The 14,878-nt window shown below is 68.2% G+C and carries 15 protein-coding genes; 6 read left to right on the top strand and 9 right to left on the bottom strand.

Annotation, left to right across the window (positions count from 1 at the left end):
- Positions 1–49: 49 nt before the first annotated feature.
- Together QOZ99_RS09305 and QOZ99_RS09300 are read right to left on the bottom strand one after the other, a co-directional pair.
- On the bottom strand, positions 50–448 hold the full coding sequence (locus QOZ99_RS09305; protein ID WP_306889700.1) for a TIGR02301 family protein: 399 nt from the start codon (positions 446–448) through the stop codon (positions 50–52).
- Positions 449–490: 42 nt separating this feature from the next.
- A complete protein-coding gene (locus tag QOZ99_RS09300) occupies positions 491–1,000 on the bottom strand; it encodes an NUDIX hydrolase (protein WP_306889699.1) in 510 nt (169 codons plus the stop codon).
- Positions 1,001–1,292: 292 nt separating this feature from the next.
- Here QOZ99_RS09300 and QOZ99_RS09295 point away from each other — a divergent pair, with 292 nt between their 5' ends.
- Positions 1,293–1,547: a porin gene (locus QOZ99_RS09295; RefSeq protein WP_306889698.1), complete on the top strand. Its 255-nt coding sequence runs from the start codon at positions 1,293–1,295 to the stop codon at positions 1,545–1,547.
- Positions 1,548–1,613: 66 nt separating this feature from the next.
- Here the strand turns inward: QOZ99_RS09295 and dapE are convergent, their stop codons facing one another.
- The 4 genes from dapE to argB form a co-directional block, all read right to left on the bottom strand.
- Positions 1,614–2,810, bottom strand: coding sequence for a succinyl-diaminopimelate desuccinylase (gene dapE / locus QOZ99_RS09290; protein WP_306889697.1), 1,197 nt, complete (start codon positions 2,808–2,810; stop codon positions 1,614–1,616).
- Between the two features lie 90 nt (positions 2,811–2,900).
- The gene (dapD, locus tag QOZ99_RS09285; protein ID WP_306889696.1) at positions 2,901–3,743 is read right to left on the bottom strand and encodes a 2,3,4,5-tetrahydropyridine-2,6-dicarboxylate N-succinyltransferase; all 843 of its coding nucleotides are present in this window, start codon (positions 3,741–3,743) and stop codon (positions 2,901–2,903) included.
- Positions 3,744–3,853: 110 nt separating this feature from the next.
- Complete coding sequence (locus tag QOZ99_RS09280) at positions 3,854–4,576, bottom strand: pyrimidine 5'-nucleotidase (protein ID WP_306889695.1); 723 nt, start codon at positions 4,574–4,576, stop codon at positions 3,854–3,856.
- 224 nt (positions 4,577–4,800) lie between these two features.
- On the bottom strand, positions 4,801–5,718 hold the full coding sequence (gene argB / locus QOZ99_RS09275) for an acetylglutamate kinase (RefSeq protein WP_306889694.1): 918 nt from the start codon (positions 5,716–5,718) through the stop codon (positions 4,801–4,803).
- A gap of 315 nt (positions 5,719–6,033) precedes the next feature.
- On the opposite strand from argB, the gene QOZ99_RS09270 reads away from it, so the two are divergent.
- Complete coding sequence (locus tag QOZ99_RS09270; RefSeq protein WP_306889693.1) at positions 6,034–7,530, top strand: MATE family efflux transporter; 1,497 nt, start codon at positions 6,034–6,036, stop codon at positions 7,528–7,530.
- 6 nt (positions 7,531–7,536) lie between these two features.
- Here the strand turns inward: QOZ99_RS09270 and QOZ99_RS09265 are convergent, their stop codons facing one another.
- Both QOZ99_RS09265 and QOZ99_RS09260 read right to left on the bottom strand, forming a co-directional pair.
- Positions 7,537–8,067, bottom strand: coding sequence for a chromate transporter (locus QOZ99_RS09265; RefSeq protein ID WP_306889692.1), 531 nt, complete (start codon positions 8,065–8,067; stop codon positions 7,537–7,539).
- Positions 8,064–8,663, bottom strand: a complete 600-nt coding sequence (locus tag QOZ99_RS09260; protein WP_306889691.1) for a chromate transporter — start codon at positions 8,661–8,663, stop codon at positions 8,064–8,066. Before QOZ99_RS09260 ends, QOZ99_RS09265 begins: the two co-directional genes overlap by 4 nt.
- 198 nt (positions 8,664–8,861) lie before the next feature.
- Between QOZ99_RS09260 and QOZ99_RS09255 the strand changes: the two genes are divergently transcribed.
- The 4 genes from QOZ99_RS09255 to QOZ99_RS09240 all read left to right on the top strand — a co-directional run bounded on the left by QOZ99_RS09255 (position 8,862) and on the right by QOZ99_RS09240 (position 13,501).
- A complete protein-coding gene (locus tag QOZ99_RS09255) occupies positions 8,862–9,320 on the top strand; it encodes an MmcB family DNA repair protein (RefSeq protein ID WP_370876828.1) in 459 nt (152 codons plus the stop codon).
- Between the two features lie 122 nt (positions 9,321–9,442).
- A complete protein-coding gene (mutS, locus tag QOZ99_RS09250) occupies positions 9,443–12,289 on the top strand; it encodes a DNA mismatch repair protein MutS (RefSeq protein WP_370876825.1) in 2,847 nt (948 codons plus the stop codon).
- On the top strand, positions 12,289–12,675 hold the full coding sequence (locus QOZ99_RS09245; RefSeq protein ID WP_306889689.1) for a hypothetical protein: 387 nt from the start codon (positions 12,289–12,291) through the stop codon (positions 12,673–12,675). Before mutS ends, QOZ99_RS09245 begins: the two co-directional genes overlap by 1 nt.
- Complete coding sequence (locus tag QOZ99_RS09240) at positions 12,623–13,501, top strand: IS1595 family transposase (protein ID WP_306889688.1); 879 nt, start codon at positions 12,623–12,625, stop codon at positions 13,499–13,501. Before QOZ99_RS09245 ends, QOZ99_RS09240 begins: the two co-directional genes overlap by 53 nt.
- A 123-nt stretch (positions 13,502–13,624) precedes the next feature.
- On the opposite strand, the gene QOZ99_RS09235 is transcribed toward QOZ99_RS09240, so the two are convergent.
- Positions 13,625–14,377: a hypothetical protein gene (locus QOZ99_RS09235; RefSeq protein WP_306889687.1), complete on the bottom strand. Its 753-nt coding sequence runs from the start codon at positions 14,375–14,377 to the stop codon at positions 13,625–13,627.
- Positions 14,378–14,878: the final 501 nt, after the last annotated feature.

Here is a 14,878-nt window from a genome sequence, read left to right as displayed (position 1 = left end):
CCCTTGCCTAGGGCGAGAAATCGCCCCCGGGCCGGCCGGCTCGACGCGGTCAGTTGCTGCCATAGCGCGCTGCAATGTCGCGGGAGAGCTTGGCGCCGGTCTCGAGATAACGCTGGCTGGCGAGTTCGGCGGAGGGCGTGCAGCTGTGATAAACCTGCCGATAGCTGTCATAACCGCGGTTGAAGGCGGCGACAAGCTGGCCGCGCCGCGTGTCCGAGGGCTGTTCCGCCTCGATCAGCGCCGTCATTTCGTCGCGCCAGCGGGTGCCTTCGGTGGCGCCACAGAGCGGGCGGATATAGTGCAGCGCGCCGAGGATTTCCGACAGCCGCGTCAGGTCCGGCTCATAGGGCGGCGGCGCGCCCTCGCTCGCCTGGCCGAGGGCCGGCACGAGGCTGAGGCCGAGCAGCAGCGCGGATGATAGCGCGACGAGCGGAGCGGGTGTCTTCATGAGGGATGGATGAGCCCCGCCCGCGCCGGCGTCAAGATCGCCTCACGCCTGCCTGGCCACATCGCCGGGCACCTCGCCGGAAGCTTGGCCGGAAGCTTGGCCGGGAGCTTGGCCCGGCCCATGGCTGGCCGCCTGCACGATGAGCGCCGCCCTCGCAACGATGCCGGGCAGTCCCTCCGTCGTCCCGTCCGGTAGCGCCGCAGGCTCGAACCAACCGATTTCGGCGGCTTCCGGCCCGGTCGTGGGCATGCCGCAGCGCCAGCGCGCCGCATGGGCGACCACCACGAAATGCGCGCTCACCTCGCCCTGCGCGTCGCGCAGGATGACGTCGACCGCCCCGGCCACGCCGAGAATCTCCGCTTCGACGCCGACCTCCTCCATGAGTTCGCGCGCGGCGGCATCGGCCAGCGTCTCGCCCGGCTCCACCCGCCCGCCGGGCAGCGTCCACAGGCCCTGCGCCGGGCGCGCGCCGCGGCGGGCCAGCAGCACGCGGCCCTCATGGAACACGGCCGCGCTGGTGGCGAGAACCGGCCGTTCAGGCGTGGGAAGCATGATGGCATCCGGGGGTTTCGACGAATCGGCCCCATGCTAGAGCACCCGCCGATCGGATTGCAGCGCAATCGGATCGGCGCGGGTTCCCTCGCCGCGATCGGGCCGCAATCGCGCGCGAGATTCCCGCGTGTCGCGCCCCAGGGCGCGGCCGCGCGGGAACAGCGACAGGAACAGGGGCGGGGCCAGGATGGGCGCGGGACGTGGGCGGGTTCTCGTCGGAGCGGTCTGCGCGGCGGCCCCTGGGCTCGTGGCGCCTTTGCTCGCGGCGCTTTTGCTCGCGGCGCCTTTGTTCTTGGCGCCTTTGTTCCTGGCGCCGGCCCAGGCCGGCACGGTAAAGAGCCCGGCCGCCGCCGTGGCGGGGGACCCGGCCAACGGCCCGGCCAAGGTGGACCCGTTCTGCGCCAGCTATGGCGCCGGTTTCGCGCGGCTGTCGGGCACGTCGACCTGCGTGAAGATCAGCGGCAACCTGCAGGCCGACGGTCACAACCAGTCCTCTTCGGGCGGCGCCGGTGTCGGGGCCTTGCAGCCGGCCCTGCGCAGCCAGTAGCGCTGCAAGTCGTTGTTTTAATGCGTTTTCTTCACGCGAACCGGAATCCGCTTCGCTCGAAAACGCCTAGCGCCCGAAGGCGGCGAAATAGCGCGCGACGATGTCGGCATAGACGCGCTTGAGCGCTCCGACCTCGTCGATCGGTGTCGATTCGTCGACCGCATGCATCGTGGTGCCGACCAGGCCGAACTCGACCACGGGGCAGTAATCCTTGATGAAGCGGGCATCCGACGTGCCGCCCGTGGTCGACAGTTCCGGCCGCCGGCCGAGCGTCGCCGCGATCGATTCGACCACAAGGTCGACGAAGCCGCCCGGCGCGGTGAGGAAACTGTCGGACGAGCGCGGCTCGAACGCGAGGCTGAAATGCACCCTGTTGCCGGCGGCGCTGGCCAGCCGGCGCTCGATCTCCGCCTTCAACGTCACCGGATTCCACAATTCGTTGAAGCGGATGTTGAAGCGGGCGACCGCCTCCGCCGGAATGATGTTGAAGGCCGTGTTGCCCACGTCGACCGACACCACTTCGAGGTTGGAGGCCTGGAAATGCGCGCTGCCACTATCCAGTGGGGCGCCGTCGAGTCCCGCCAGCAGGCGCACCATGCCGGGAATGGGGTTTTCGGCGAGGTGGGGATAGCCGACATGACCCTGTTTGCCATGCACGGTGAGCGTGGCCGAGAGCGAGCCGCGCCGGCCGATCTTCACCATGTCGCCAAGCGCGGCGCGGCTGGTCGGCTCGCCCAGCACGCAATGGTCGATGCGCTCGTCGCGGTCGGCCAGCCAGCGCAGCATCTTCTCGGTGCCATTGATAGCCGGGCCTTCCTCGTCGCCGGTGATGAGGAAGGAGATAGAGCCCGGCAGGCTCTCGCTGTCGCCATCATGGCCATGGGCGGCCGCGACATCGAGGCCGGCGGCGATGAAGGCGCTCACGCCGCCCTTCATGTCGACCGCGCCGCGCCCGTAGATGAGACCGTCCTGGATCGCCCCCTCAAAAGGCGGAAAGCGCCATTGCGCGGCATCGCCGGGCGGCACCACGTCGGTATGGCCGGCGAAGCAGAGATTGGGGCCCTTGCTGCCGAAGCGGGCGTAGAGGTTCTCCACATCCGGCGTGTCCGGGCCGGTGAGCCGTACCCGATGAGTGGTGAAGCCGGCATTGGACAGCAGCGCGTCGAGATAGGCGAGAGCGCCGCCCTCCTCGGGCGTCACCGAGGGGCAGCGGATGAGATTGCGCAGGATCTCGACCGGATCAGTCACCTTCGCCTCGGCCATCGGCCCCTCCTTCAGCGGTATTGCCCGCAGCGCTTCTTCCAACTTGCGCGGCCTTTGGGTCGCCATCGCGGCGGGCGGGCCGCGTCCCGATCAGTCCCGCAGCAGGTCGTTGATCGAGGTCTTGGAGCGGGTCTGCTCGTCCACGCGCTTGACGATGACCGCGCAATAGAGCGAGGGGCCAGGCTCCCCGTTCGGCAGCGCCCGGCCGGGCAGCGCGCCGGGCACCACGACGGAATAGGCCGGGACTTCGCCGACGAAGATCTCGCCGGTGGCGCGGTCGACGATCTTGGTGGTGGCGGAGATGAACACGCCCATCGAGAGCACCGAGCCGCGGCGGACGATGACGCCTTCCACCACTTCCGAGCGGGCGCCAATGAAGCAGTCATCCTCGATGATGACCGGGCCGGCCTGCAGCGGCTCCAGCACGCCGCCAATGCCGACGCCGCCCGACAGATGCACGTTCTTGCCGATCTGCGCGCAGGAGCCGACCGTGGCCCAGGTATCGACCATGCTGCCGGCATCGACGCGGGCGCCGAGATTGACGAAGGAGGGCATCAGCACGACATTCGGCGCGATGAAGGCCGAGCGGCGCACGATGGCGCCCGGCACGGCGCGGAAGCCGGCAGCGCGGAACTCGCTCTCGCCCCAGCCCTCGAACTTGGAGGGCACCTTGTCCCACCAGTGGGCGCCGCCCGGCGCGCCGGGAATGGCGGTCATGTCGTTGAGGCGGAAGGAGAGCAGCACCGCCTTCTTGAGCCACTGGTTGACGGTCCAGTCGCCATCGGCGCCGGGCTCGGCGACGCGCAGCGTGCCGGCATCGAGCAGGCCGAGCGCCTCGTTCACCGCGTGACGGATCGCGCCGCCGGTCTCGAAATTGACCTCGGCCCGGTTCTCGAAGGCGTTCTCGATGGTGCTCTGAAGCTGGCTCGACATGACACTCTCCCGCTGTACGGCGCGTCTTGTCCGGTCGCCGGGCGGTTCTGTCAACGCCTGAGTGGCCCCCCAAGTGGCGGGCGGCGCCCGGTCGGGGCGTCGCCCGCCGGTCAGCCGGCCCGCAGGCCGGTGAGGAAGGCCGCGAGGTCGTCCGTCACCACGTCGATATGCGCGCTGTCGAAGCCTTCATTCTCCCACGCCTCGCGGTCGGCGGGGGCGGCGGCCTGGCGCGGGGGCACCACCAGCACGGTGCGCATGCCGAGTTGCGCAGGAACTTCCAGGTTGCGGGCAAGGTCCTCGAACATCGCCGCGCGGGCGGGGTCGATCGCGAAGCGCGCGAGGAAGCCGCGATAGGCGGTTTCCTGCGGCTTGGGATGGAACTCGGCGGCGACGATGTCGTGCACGTCGGCGAAATGCTCGGAAATGCCGAGCTTGCCCAGCACCTGCTCGGCATGGCGGCGCGAGCCGTTGGTATAGATCAGCTTGCGGCCGGGCAGCGCGCCGATCGCCGCGCCCAGCGCGGGGGCCGGGTCGAGCGAGGCGAGGTCGATGGCGTGGGCATTGGCCAGGAACGGGTCCGGGTCCATGCCGTGCTCGATCATCAGCCCGCGCAGCGAGGTGCCGTATGTGCGGTAATAGTTCTTCTGCAGCGCGAACGCGTCGTCGAGCGACAGGCCGAGATAGTCGGCGATGTAGCTGCGCATGCGCATGTCGATCTGCCGCCAGAGATCGAGGCCCGGCGGATAGAGCGTGTTGTCGAGGTCGAACACCCAGGTATCGACATGGGCGAAGGAAACGCGCGCGGTGGGGGCGGTGCGGAAGGACGTGGTCATGGCCCATCCATAGCGAAGAGCGGGCGGCGCGGCGAGGGACAAAGGACGGCTGATGGCGCCCGGCCCGTCAGAGCACAAGAGAAAGCAGTGGCCTTGACCTCTCCCCGTCGGGGAGAGGTCGGCGCGCCGCGCCGGGTGAGGGGCATCGTGCTCCGGGACTGGGAGCCGCGCTTCCCCCTCACCCCAGCCCTCTCCCCGCGGGGAGAGGGCGAGTTCGGAACCGCTCAGCGGGTGATCAGCGTGCCGGCGCCGTGATCGGTGAACAGTTCCAGCAGCACCGAATGCGACACCTTGCCGTCGAGGATGACGACCCCTTCCACGCCCTGTTCCAGCGCGTAGATGCAGGTCTCAACTTTCGGGATCATGCCGCCCGAAATGGTGCCGTCGGCGATCAGCGCGCGCGCCTCGCCGATGGTGAGTTCCTTGATCAGCTCCTTGTTGCGGTCGAGCACGCCCGGCACGTCGGTCAGCAGCAACAGCCGCTTGGCCCCCAGCGCGCCGGCGATGGCGCCGGCGAAGGTGTCGGCATTGACGTTGAACGTGCCGCCATCCTTGCCGGTGGCGACCGGCGCCAGCACTGGGATCAGCTCGCGGCCGAGGATCTGGTCGAGCACGGTGGTGTCGACGCTGGAGGGCTCGCCGACGAAGCCCAGATCGATCTCGTGCTCGATATCGGAGCCGGGATCGCGCACGGAGCGCGTGACCTTGGAGGCAACCACCATGTTGCCGTCCTTGCCGGACAGCCCCAGCGCCTTGCCGCCGGCCTCGTTGATGAAGCCCACCAGCGACTTGTTGATGGAGCCGGCCAGCACCATCTCGACAATCTCGACGGTGGCCTTGTCGGTGATGCGCAGGCCGGCGGCGAATTCCGACTTGATGCCGAGCTTGGCCAGCATGGCGCCGATCTGCGGCCCGCCGCCATGCACCACGACCGGGTTCACGCCGGACTGTTCGAGCAGCACGATGTCCTGCGCGAAATCACGCGCCACCTGCTCGTCGCCCATGGCGTGGCCGCCATATTTCACCACGATGATGGCGTCGTCATAGCGCTGCATGTGCGGCAGCGCCTGCACCAGCACGCGGGCCTTGGCGTGGTCGTCAATGGGTTCGGCGCTGATGGTGGCGCTGATGTCGGCGCTCATGGCGGTTCCGTCTCGCGGCTCGGCGGCGCCGGGCATCCGGAAGGAGGTCCGGCGTCCGGTGGCCCGGTTGAAAGCGTGCCCTTCTAGCCGATTTCGATGACGCTTCTCAATCATTCCGGTGCCGGCCGCATCGGCACGGGATCGCGGGGGTATCCGGATCAGGCCTCGCCGCGCTCCTGCCCGGCGCTCCCGCCCGGCGCTCCTCGCTGCCGGCCCTCACGGCGCGCCATTGGCGGCGCGCGCGCAAACGCACTGTTGCGCGAGCCCGCCTATCTGGAACCGCGGGCGCCATGGCATATGTCAGGCATCATGAGCATGCCCGACCCCGTCGATTCCGCCGCCGCCCCGGTTGCCGCCCCGGTTGCCGCCCCCTCGCCGGGACGCCCGTTCAAGGCCCGATTCGTCGAAGGCTCGACGCTGCGCCATGTCGCGGTCATGACGGCGACCGGCTCCATCGGCCTCGTCGCGGTGTTCCTCGTCGACCTGCTGAACCTGTTCTACATCTCGCTGCTCGGCGAGGAGGAACTGGCGGCGGCGATCGGCTATGCCGGCACGGTGATGTTCTTCACCACCTCGGTCGCCATCGGGGTCATGATCGCCGGCTCGGCGCTGGTCTCGCGCGCCGTCGGCGGCGGCGCGCCGGAGGACGGGCGCCGGCTCTCCACCTCCTCCTTCGTCTACATGGCGCTGGTGACGACGCTTCTGGCGGCGGTGATGCTGCCGCTGGTCAGCCCGCTGCTGACCCTGCTCGGCGCGAGCGGGCGCACGCAGGAACTGGCCCGCGATTTTCTCTTCATCGTGCTGCCCTCGACCCCGCTGCTCGGCATCGGCATGGCGGCCTCGGGCACGCTGCGCGCGGTGGGCGATGCCCGGCGCGCCATGTGGGTGACACTGTCGGGCGGGCTTGCCACCGCGGTGCTCGATCCCCTCCTGATTCTCGGCCTCGGCTTCGGCGTCGAGGGCGCGGCCATCGCCTCGGTGATCGCGCGCGTGGTGATGGCGGCTTACGGCCTTTACGCCGTGGTACGGGTGCACAAGCTGGCCTCGGTGCCGAGCGTGGCGCATTTCCTGCGCGACGTGGCGCCGCTGTCGGCCATCGCGGTGCCGGCCATCCTCACCAACATCGCCACCCCGGTCGGCAATGCCTACATCACCCATGCGCTCGCGGCGCATGGCGATGCGGCGGTGGCGGCCTGGGCGGTGATCGGCCGGGTGATCCCGGTCGCCTTCGGGCCGATCTTCGCGCTGACCGGCGCCATCGGCCCGGTGATCGGCCAGAATGTCGGCGCGCAGCGCTACGACCGGGTGCGCCAGACGGTGCGCGACAGCCTCAAGCTGATCCTCGTCTATGTCGCGCTGGTCTGGCTGCTGCTCGCTTTGGCGCGCCAGCCGCTGGCCTCGGTGTTCGGCCTGTCGGCGGAGGGTGTCGGGCTGGTCGAGTTCTTCTGTCTCTACGCGGCGGGCAGCTTCGTGTTCATCGGCACGCTGTTCGTCGCCAATGCCGCCTTCAACAATCTCGGCGCGCCGCTGCTGTCCACGCTGTTCAACTGGGGGCGGGCGACGCTCGGCACCGTGCCCTTCGTCTGGGCCGGCGGGCACTGGTTCGGCGCGACGGGCGTTCTCGCCGGGCAGGCGGTGGGCTCGGTCGCCTTCGGCATCGCGGCGCTGATCTGCGCCTTCGCGGTGGTCGGCCGGCTTCATGCCGGCCTGCCGCCACGTCCCGCCGCGGCGCCGCTGGCCGGCGCGCAGTTGCCCCCCTTTTCCCGCGGCGAGGATGCGACCGCCATTCCCGCCGCCCCCTTGCCCGATTGAGCCGGGTCAGATGAGGCCCAGCGCGCCGAGCCCGGCGCCAAGCGCCATCATCCAGAGCGGGCTGAGGCGGGTGCGATACAGCACGATCGCCGTCGCCGCGGTGAACAGCGCGGTCGGCACCGAGCGGGCCGCGCCCTGCGCGAGCACGACGCCCGAGGCGGCGATCAGGCCGATGGCCAGCGGCACCAGCGCGCCCTGCACCACCCGGCGCCAGCGCGCCTCGCGGAAGCGGTGCCAGATACCGCCGACGATATAGGCCAGCACGCAGGTCGGCCCGCACATGGCGAGCGTCGCCGCCAGCGCCCCCCACGCGCCGGCGACCTGCCAGCCGATCAGCGTCACCACCAGCATGTTGGGGCCGGGCGCCGCCTGTGCGATGGCGAAGGTTCGGGCGAATTCGGCATTGCTCATCCAGCCGGCCACCTCCACCACCTGCCGGTGCATTTCCGGCAGCACCGCGTTGGCGCCGCCGACCGCGAGCAGCGAGATCAGCAGGAAGTGCAATACCAGCGCGGTGATCGGGCTGTCGTCGCTCATCGCCGGTTCGCCCACCACGAGAGCGCCAGTGCCGCCGGCAGCAGCACGGCCATCACCTGCGCCATCGGCAGGCTGACGACCGTCATCGCCAGAAAGGCGGCGAGGGCGATGGCGCTGCTGTGCAGCCGCGGGTGCCGCCAGAGCGGTTCGGCCATGCGCGCGGCCATGGCGATGACGAGACCGGCCGCCGCCGCCGCCAGACCCGCCAGCATGTTCGATACCGCCGCGATATCGCCGTAGCGGGTGAACACCACGCTTATCAGCACCACGCCGACCGCCGGCACCAGGGTCAGCCCGAGAAAGGCGGCGAGCGCGCCGAGCGGGCCCCGAAACCGGCCGCCGACCACCACCGCGAGATTGACGATGTTCGGCCCGGGCAGAAACTGCGCGAGCCCGATCAACTCGGTGAATTCCTCCGGCGTCACCCAGCGATAGCGTTCCACCAGCGCGCGGCGGGCAATGGGCAGCACGCCGCCGAAGGCGACCACCGTGACCGAGAGGAAGCCGAGGAACAATTGCACCAGGCCCGGCGGCGCATGAGGGGCCGCCGCGCCGTCGGCGGGGTCGGGTGCGGGGTCGGTTGAATATGCGGCCATGGCAGGGATACCGGCGGGGTCGACCCGCCTATAGACCAATCGCGCGTGCGCCGTAAGCCGTCGCCGCCCGGCCCGGCGATCCGGCCGACCGCGCGCTCTTCCCATCCCGCCACGGGAACGGATAGAGTACGGCTCCCGTGTGAAGCCCCGATCGCGCCCGCCGTGTCCGAACCCGCTTTCGCCCTCAGCCCGCTCACGATGCCCGTCGACGGGCGCCAGTCCGAGACGGCCCGTGCCCTCCAGCGCGGGACGCTGCGCTATCTCGCGGCGCGCGGGCTGATGGGCGTGCCGGAATTCGGGCTCGCCTCGGGCCGGCGCGCCGATATCGCCGCGATCGACGCACGCGGCGAGGTGTGGGTGATCGAGATCAAGTCCTCGGTCATCGACTTCCGCACCGACCGCAAATGGGTCGAGTATCGCCTGCATTGCGACCGGCTGTTCTTCGCGGTATCGCCCGATTTTCCGCTCGACATCCTGCCCGAGGAGACCGGCGTGCTGGTGGCCGACCAGTTCGGCGCCGGGCTCATCCGCGAGGCGCCGCGCCACCCCCTGCCGGGCGCGACGCGCAAGGCGCTGACGCTGCGCCTGGCGCGCACGGCGGCGGGCCGGCTGATGGGGCTGATGGACCCCGAGGCGATGCGCGGCATCGAGCTTTGACGCGCCTTCCGGCCGGTAGGGCCGCTTCCCGGCGCCGGAAGGCGCCCGTCTCCTAAATGAGTGAGGGGATAACCGGCCGTGATGCTTGAAACGCCGCGCCCGCCTCTGCCAGCGTCATCGCCATGAATGTACCCGTGAACAAGCCGGCCCCCGCCGCCGCCCCCGCCGCCGCCGCCGCCCCCGCCGCCGCGCCCGGCCCCGCCGCGCCCAAGGCGGGAGGCGACGCCGAGCGCGTCACCCCCATGATGGCGCAATATATCGAGATCAAGACCGCCAATCCCGGCAGCCTTCTGTTCTACCGGATGGGCGATTTCTACGAACTGTTCTTCGAGGACGCCGAACTCGCCGCGCGCGCGCTGGGCATCGTGCTCACCAAGCGCGGCAAGCACCAGGGCGAGGATATCCCGATGTGCGGCGTGCCGGTGGAGCGCGCCGAGGAATATCTCAACAGGCTGATCGTCGCCGGCTACCGCGTCGCGGTGTGCGAGCAGATCGAGGATCCCGCCGAGGCCAAGAAGCGCGGCCCCAAGAGTGTCGTGAAGCGCGACGTGATCCGCCTCGTCACCCCCGGCACGCTCACCGAGGACGCGCTGCTCGACGCCCGCCGCGACAACGTGCTGGCCAGCCTCGCGCGGGTGAAGGGCGGGGAGGGCGAGGATGCCGGCCGGGGCGATGGTCGGGGCGATGGTTATGTCTATGCGCTCGCCCTGGCCGATATCTCGACCGGCAGCTTCCGCGTCACCGAGACCGACGCCGCGCGCCTCGCCGCCGACCTCGCCCGCATCGAGCCGGCCGAACTGCTGGTTGCCGATGCCATCTATGACGAGCCGGCATTCAAGGCGCTGTGGCGCACGCTGCCGGCGGTGACGCCGCTGCCGAAGGAGAGCTTCGACGGGGCGGGCGCCGAGCGCCGGCTCGCCGGCTTCTTCCAGGTGGCGACGCTGGAGGCCTTCGGCAGCTTCTCGCGCGCCGAGCTGATCGCCGCCGCCGCCGTGGTGGCCTATATCGAGCGCACCCAGCTCGGCGCCCGTCCCCCGCTCAGCCGGCCGCAGCGCGAGGCGTCCAGCGCGGCGATGGTGATCGACCCCGCCACGCGCGCCAATCTCGAGATCCTGCGCACCACCACGGGCGATCGCGCGGGCAGCCTGTGCGCGGCGGTGGACCGCACCGTTACCTCGGCCGGCGCGCGCCTGCTCGCCCGCCGCCTCGCCGAGCCGCTGACCGATCCCGTCGCCATTGCCGGGCGGCTGGACGCGGTGGAACATCTGGTCGAGGAGACCGGCCTGCGCGGCGCCTTGCGCGAGCGGCTGGCCGGCGCGCCGGACCTTGCCCGCGCGCTGTCGCGCATCGCGCTCGGGCGGGCCGGTCCGCGCGATCTCGCCGCCATCGGGCGGGGGCTGCGTGAAGGGCTGGAAATCGCCCGCCGGATCGCCGCCTCACCGGCCCCGGCCGAACTGACCGAGGCCGCCCGCCGGCTCGGCGCGGTCGATCCCGCGCTGGCCGTGACGCTGCACGCGGCGCTCGACGACGAATTGCCGCTCAACCGGCGCGATGGCGGCTTTACCCGGCCCGGCCATAGCGACGAACTCGACGCCACCCGCGCGCTGCGCGACGAGAGCCGGCGCGTGGTGGCGGCGCTGGAGCGCCGCTATGTCGAGGAAACCGGCGTGCGCGCGCTGAAGATCCGGCACAATGCGGTGCTCGGCTATTATGTCGAAGTCAGCCAGCAGAATGCCGACCGCCTGCGCGAGCCGCCCTTCGATGTCGTTTTCGTGCACCGCCAGACCATGGCGGGGGCGATGCGCTTCACCTCCATCGAACTCGCCGAGCTGGAAGCCAGGATCGCCAGCGCCGGCGAGCGCGCGCTCGCCTTCGAGCAGCGCATCTTCGACCAGCTGGTGGTCGCGGTGATGGAACAGGCCGACGCCATCCGCGCCTGCGCCGAGGCGCTGGCGGTGATCGATGTCACCGCCGGGCTGGCCAAGCTCGCGGTGGATGAGGGCCATGTGCGGCCCGAGGTGAATGACGGGCTGGATTTTGCCATTGAGGGGGGGCGCCATCCGGTGGTCGAGCAGGCGCTGCGCCGCGATCACGGGGCCTCGGGCGGGCCGTTCGTCGCCAATGATTGCGACCTCTCGGCACCCGTGGGGGGCAAGGGCAAGCCGCCCTCCGGCCGCATCTGGCTGGTCACGGGTCCCAACATGGCGGGCAAGTCGACCTTTCTGCGGCAGAACGCGCTGATCGCCATCCTCGCCCAGGCCGGTTCTTTCGTGCCGGCGACGTCGGCCCGTCTCGGCGTGGTCGACCGGCTGTTCTCGCGCGTCGGCGCGGCGGACGATCTGGCGCGCGGGCGCTCCACCTTTATGGTGGAAATGGTCGAGACCGCCGCCATCCTCAATCAGGCGACGGAACGCTCGCTGGTCATTCTCGACGAGATCGGCCGCGGCACCGCGACCTTTGACGGCCTGTCCATCGCCTGGGCGAGTCTCGAACACCTGCACGAGGTGAACCGCTGCCGTGGCCTGTTCGCCACCCATTTCCACGAATTGACCGCGCTGTCGCAGCGCCTGCCGCGCCTCGTCAACGCGACGGTGAAGGTGAAGGAGTGGGAGGGCGAGGTGATCTTCCTGCACGAGGTGGTGCCGGGCGCGGCGGACCGCTCCTATGGCATCCAGGTGGCCAAGCTCGCCGGCCTGCCGCCCATGGTGGTGGCGCGCGCGCGGGCGGTGCTGACGGAACTGGAAAACGCCGACCGCGCCGCGCCCGCGCAGCGCATCCTCGACGACCTGCCGCTCTTCGCCGCCATCAACCGCGCCCCCCCGCCCGCCGCGCCCGGCCCGATCGTGAAGGCCGACCCGGTGGCGGAAGCGGTAAAGGCTGCGCTGTCCGGGCTGAACCCCGACGAGATGACCCCGCGCGAGGCGCTGGAGGCGCTGTATCGGCTGAAGGGGGTGGCGCGGGGTGGGTGATGGAAGATGAGCAGCAGGAACTTTCCCCGGTCAGCGACCATCGTGCCTGGCTTCAAGCGGCAAGAGGCTATCTCTATGCTGCGAATGCCATTCGCGAGTCGCGGGAATATGATCAGGAGATGTTTCCACCCGCCCTGCACCTCACTGGGCACGGCATAGAATTGCTATTGAAAGCAAGCTTGATAGGTTCTTGCGTATCAATTGAAGGTGTTGAAAAATTTAGACACAATATAATAGGTATGTGGCGTGATAATCGTGGCAAAAACATTGGCGATTATCCCCTTGACGCAAGTATGAGCTTGGGGCATATTGGTGACAATAGAGGTTGTCGCCATGTCGTCCGAAAAGCTCACCGTCAGCCAGTTCTTCGCCCGCTTCCCGAATGATGAGGTTTGCCTGAACCACATCATGGAAGTGCGTTATGGCATGCGCCATGTGTGCGAGCGCTGCGGCAAGGAAGCGACCTTCCACAAGATCACCGACCGTCGCGCCTTCGCGTGTGCCGCTTGTGGCGTTCATGTGTATCCCTGCGCGGGCACGATCTTTCAGGACAGCCGCACGTCGCTCCAGACGTGGTTCTATGCGATCTATCTGTTCGTTGTGACCCGCCACGGCGTTTCCGGCAAGGAGCTGGAGCGCGCCCTTGGCGTCACCTACAAGACCGCATGGCGCATGGGCCAGCAAATCCGCCAGCTTATGGAGAAGGCGGACGGCTTCGCGATGCTCCAGGGGCACGTTGAAGCGGACGAGGCTTACGTCGGCGGTCATCGTCCCGGCAAGCGTGGCCGTGGCGCTGCGGGCAAGACCATCGTCATGGGGATGAAAGAGCGCGGCGGGCGCCTGACGACTGAGGTTATCCCGGACGTGAAGAAGGCCACCCTTCGCGATGTGGTGAACCGGAACGTTGAGCCGGGCTCCGTCGTGTCCACCGACGAACTGATGTCCTACGGCTTACTCACCGGAGACGGCTACGTGCACGGCTCGGTCAAGCATGGCGCCAAGGAGTGGGCCTATTACGATTACCGCCATGGCGCGACGCACAGCACGAACAGCGTCGAGGCCTTCTGGCGCCTGTTCAAGGCGTCCGTCCGCTCGACGCATATTCACGTCAGCGGAAAGTACATGGGCCGCTATCTCAGCGAGTTTTCGTTCCGGTCGAACCATCGCGAGATGAAGAACGCGATGTTCGATCTTCTGATTGGGGCGATTTGATAAGGGCGGAAAGAGTGCGGTCTAGGTCGGCCTTATCGGCCGATCCGACGCCGCGCGCTTCTTCTTGGGCGATAAAATCGCTCAAACGATTGGTCTTTAAAGCCTCCACTAGCGAAATCGCCATTATGCCGCTGCCCTTAGGAATAGGGAATCGGGCTGCTCTTCCTCAATAACCTTCGCGGGGGCGAGAAGAGATATCCGGCTCCCAAGCGCCTCTTTGCTTTGCACGACCGCAATAAGCCTAGGCGGCGATGGAAGCTGCGAAATGTCGCTAAACGCGGTCGCCGCCCGGTATATCGAGTTAGCGTGGTCGCGCACAGTTTGGAAAATCGCTAGGTGATCAGGGAGCTTAACAGCGGCTGACACTTCCCACTCGTTTGTTGATTTTCCCAATATCTTTGCGCCTTCTTGGAGGCTGCTTGCCCCGAAAAGCTTTTCTAGCCGATCTTTCAGGGACGCCGGGAGCTCGTCTCCCTCCCCATCCCAAACGCGCTGGCAAATTCGATCCGCGATTTTCCAAGACGCCTGAGCAACGTCGGCGATAGCTCGCTCAAGCTCGTCTATGTGAGCAACGACGAAAATGGACTTATCACCGACCGAGACATCCGCGCTCTCAGCGATGGCGTTTGCGGCCCGCCGGAATGAGCGAGAGGCTTCAACTCTGTCAGCTTCACGATAAGCGAACCCAGCGTCGCTCACCCGGACGCTTCCACCCGGCGCCTGATCGATTCTAACGGTTACGAACGATCCGTCAGGATAAAGCATGGGAAGATTGAGGTACCATGAACCGTTGATGCGCTCGGCGCGCACCAAATCACGGGCCACTGCTTCAACAGCCCTATCGGTCTCTGCCGCCATGATGCCCATCGCCTTCATCGAACAGATCGTACCTCCAATCCGGGGGCGGCACAATGACTATGTTATTGATTCTAAAGCGTCTTCCGACATAAGCGCGAAGCTCTTCAAATGATTGGATTTCTTCTCCTATGGGCTCGGCGCACGGAAGGTCTCCCTTACGCATGCGATCTTTCTCAGTTAGCCAATTAGCCTCAAACGTATGGATATGGGTTGCAGGAACCCTTTTACCGGCCCACGGGCCTTGGCATCCCGTCTTGCGCTGATTGGAATGCCCACCTCGGCGCGAGCGCCATTCCACCCGCATTAGCGGAATGCGGCGGCGGCCATTATGGCCAAGGGCGCTCAATTCAAAACAAACGTCTCTATCGCGGTAGCTGGCGAAAGCGCCCCCCTCTAGAGCTTTTCTGCGTTTGATTGAATCGAGGGGATTCCAGTTTTGGGGAAGTTGTGATTCAAGATGCTGGCTGGGCGGAGGCCAGCATCGCATGGTCCGACCTCTATCGACTGACCTGCGGGAGC

It is taken from the genome of Ancylobacter amanitiformis (assembly GCF_030814815.1).
GTDB lineage: Bacteria > Pseudomonadota > Alphaproteobacteria > Rhizobiales > Xanthobacteraceae > Ancylobacter > Ancylobacter amanitiformis.
Note: the sequence above shows the minus strand (reverse complement) of the source record. Positions and strands in the feature narration are given on the sequence as shown.

Coding starts and splice junctions, on each gene's coding strand:
- QOZ99_RS09305 (WP_306889700.1), bottom strand. CDS start 448: ATGAAGACACCCGCTCCGCTCGTCGCGCTATCATCCGCGCTGCTGCTC.
- QOZ99_RS09245 (WP_306889689.1), top strand. CDS start 12,289: ATGGAAGATGAGCAGCAGGAACTTTCCCCGGTCAGCGACCATCGTGCC.
- QOZ99_RS09235 (WP_306889687.1), bottom strand. CDS start 14,377: ATGAAGGCGATGGGCATCATGGCGGCAGAGACCGATAGGGCTGTTGAA.
- dapE (WP_306889697.1), bottom strand. CDS start 2,810: ATGGCCGAGGCGAAGGTGACTGATCCGGTCGAGATCCTGCGCAATCTC.
- QOZ99_RS09255 (WP_370876828.1), top strand. CDS start 8,862: ATGCCCGTCGACGGGCGCCAGTCCGAGACGGCCCGTGCCCTCCAGCGC.
- argB (WP_306889694.1), bottom strand. CDS start 5,718: ATGAGCGCCGACATCAGCGCCACCATCAGCGCCGAACCCATTGACGAC.
- QOZ99_RS09265 (WP_306889692.1), bottom strand. CDS start 8,067: ATGAGCGACGACAGCCCGATCACCGCGCTGGTATTGCACTTCCTGCTG.
- QOZ99_RS09260 (WP_306889691.1), bottom strand. CDS start 8,663: ATGGCCGCATATTCAACCGACCCCGCACCCGACCCCGCCGACGGCGCG.
- QOZ99_RS09280 (WP_306889695.1), bottom strand. CDS start 4,576: ATGACCACGTCCTTCCGCACCGCCCCCACCGCGCGCGTTTCCTTCGCC.
- dapD (WP_306889696.1), bottom strand. CDS start 3,743: ATGTCGAGCCAGCTTCAGAGCACCATCGAGAACGCCTTCGAGAACCGG.
- QOZ99_RS09270 (WP_306889693.1), top strand. CDS start 6,034: ATGCCCGACCCCGTCGATTCCGCCGCCGCCCCGGTTGCCGCCCCGGTT.
- QOZ99_RS09300 (WP_306889699.1), bottom strand. CDS start 1,000: ATGCTTCCCACGCCTGAACGGCCGGTTCTCGCCACCAGCGCGGCCGTG.
- QOZ99_RS09240 (WP_306889688.1), top strand. CDS start 12,623: ATGTCGTCCGAAAAGCTCACCGTCAGCCAGTTCTTCGCCCGCTTCCCG.
- mutS (WP_370876825.1), top strand. CDS start 9,443: ATGAATGTACCCGTGAACAAGCCGGCCCCCGCCGCCGCCCCCGCCGCC.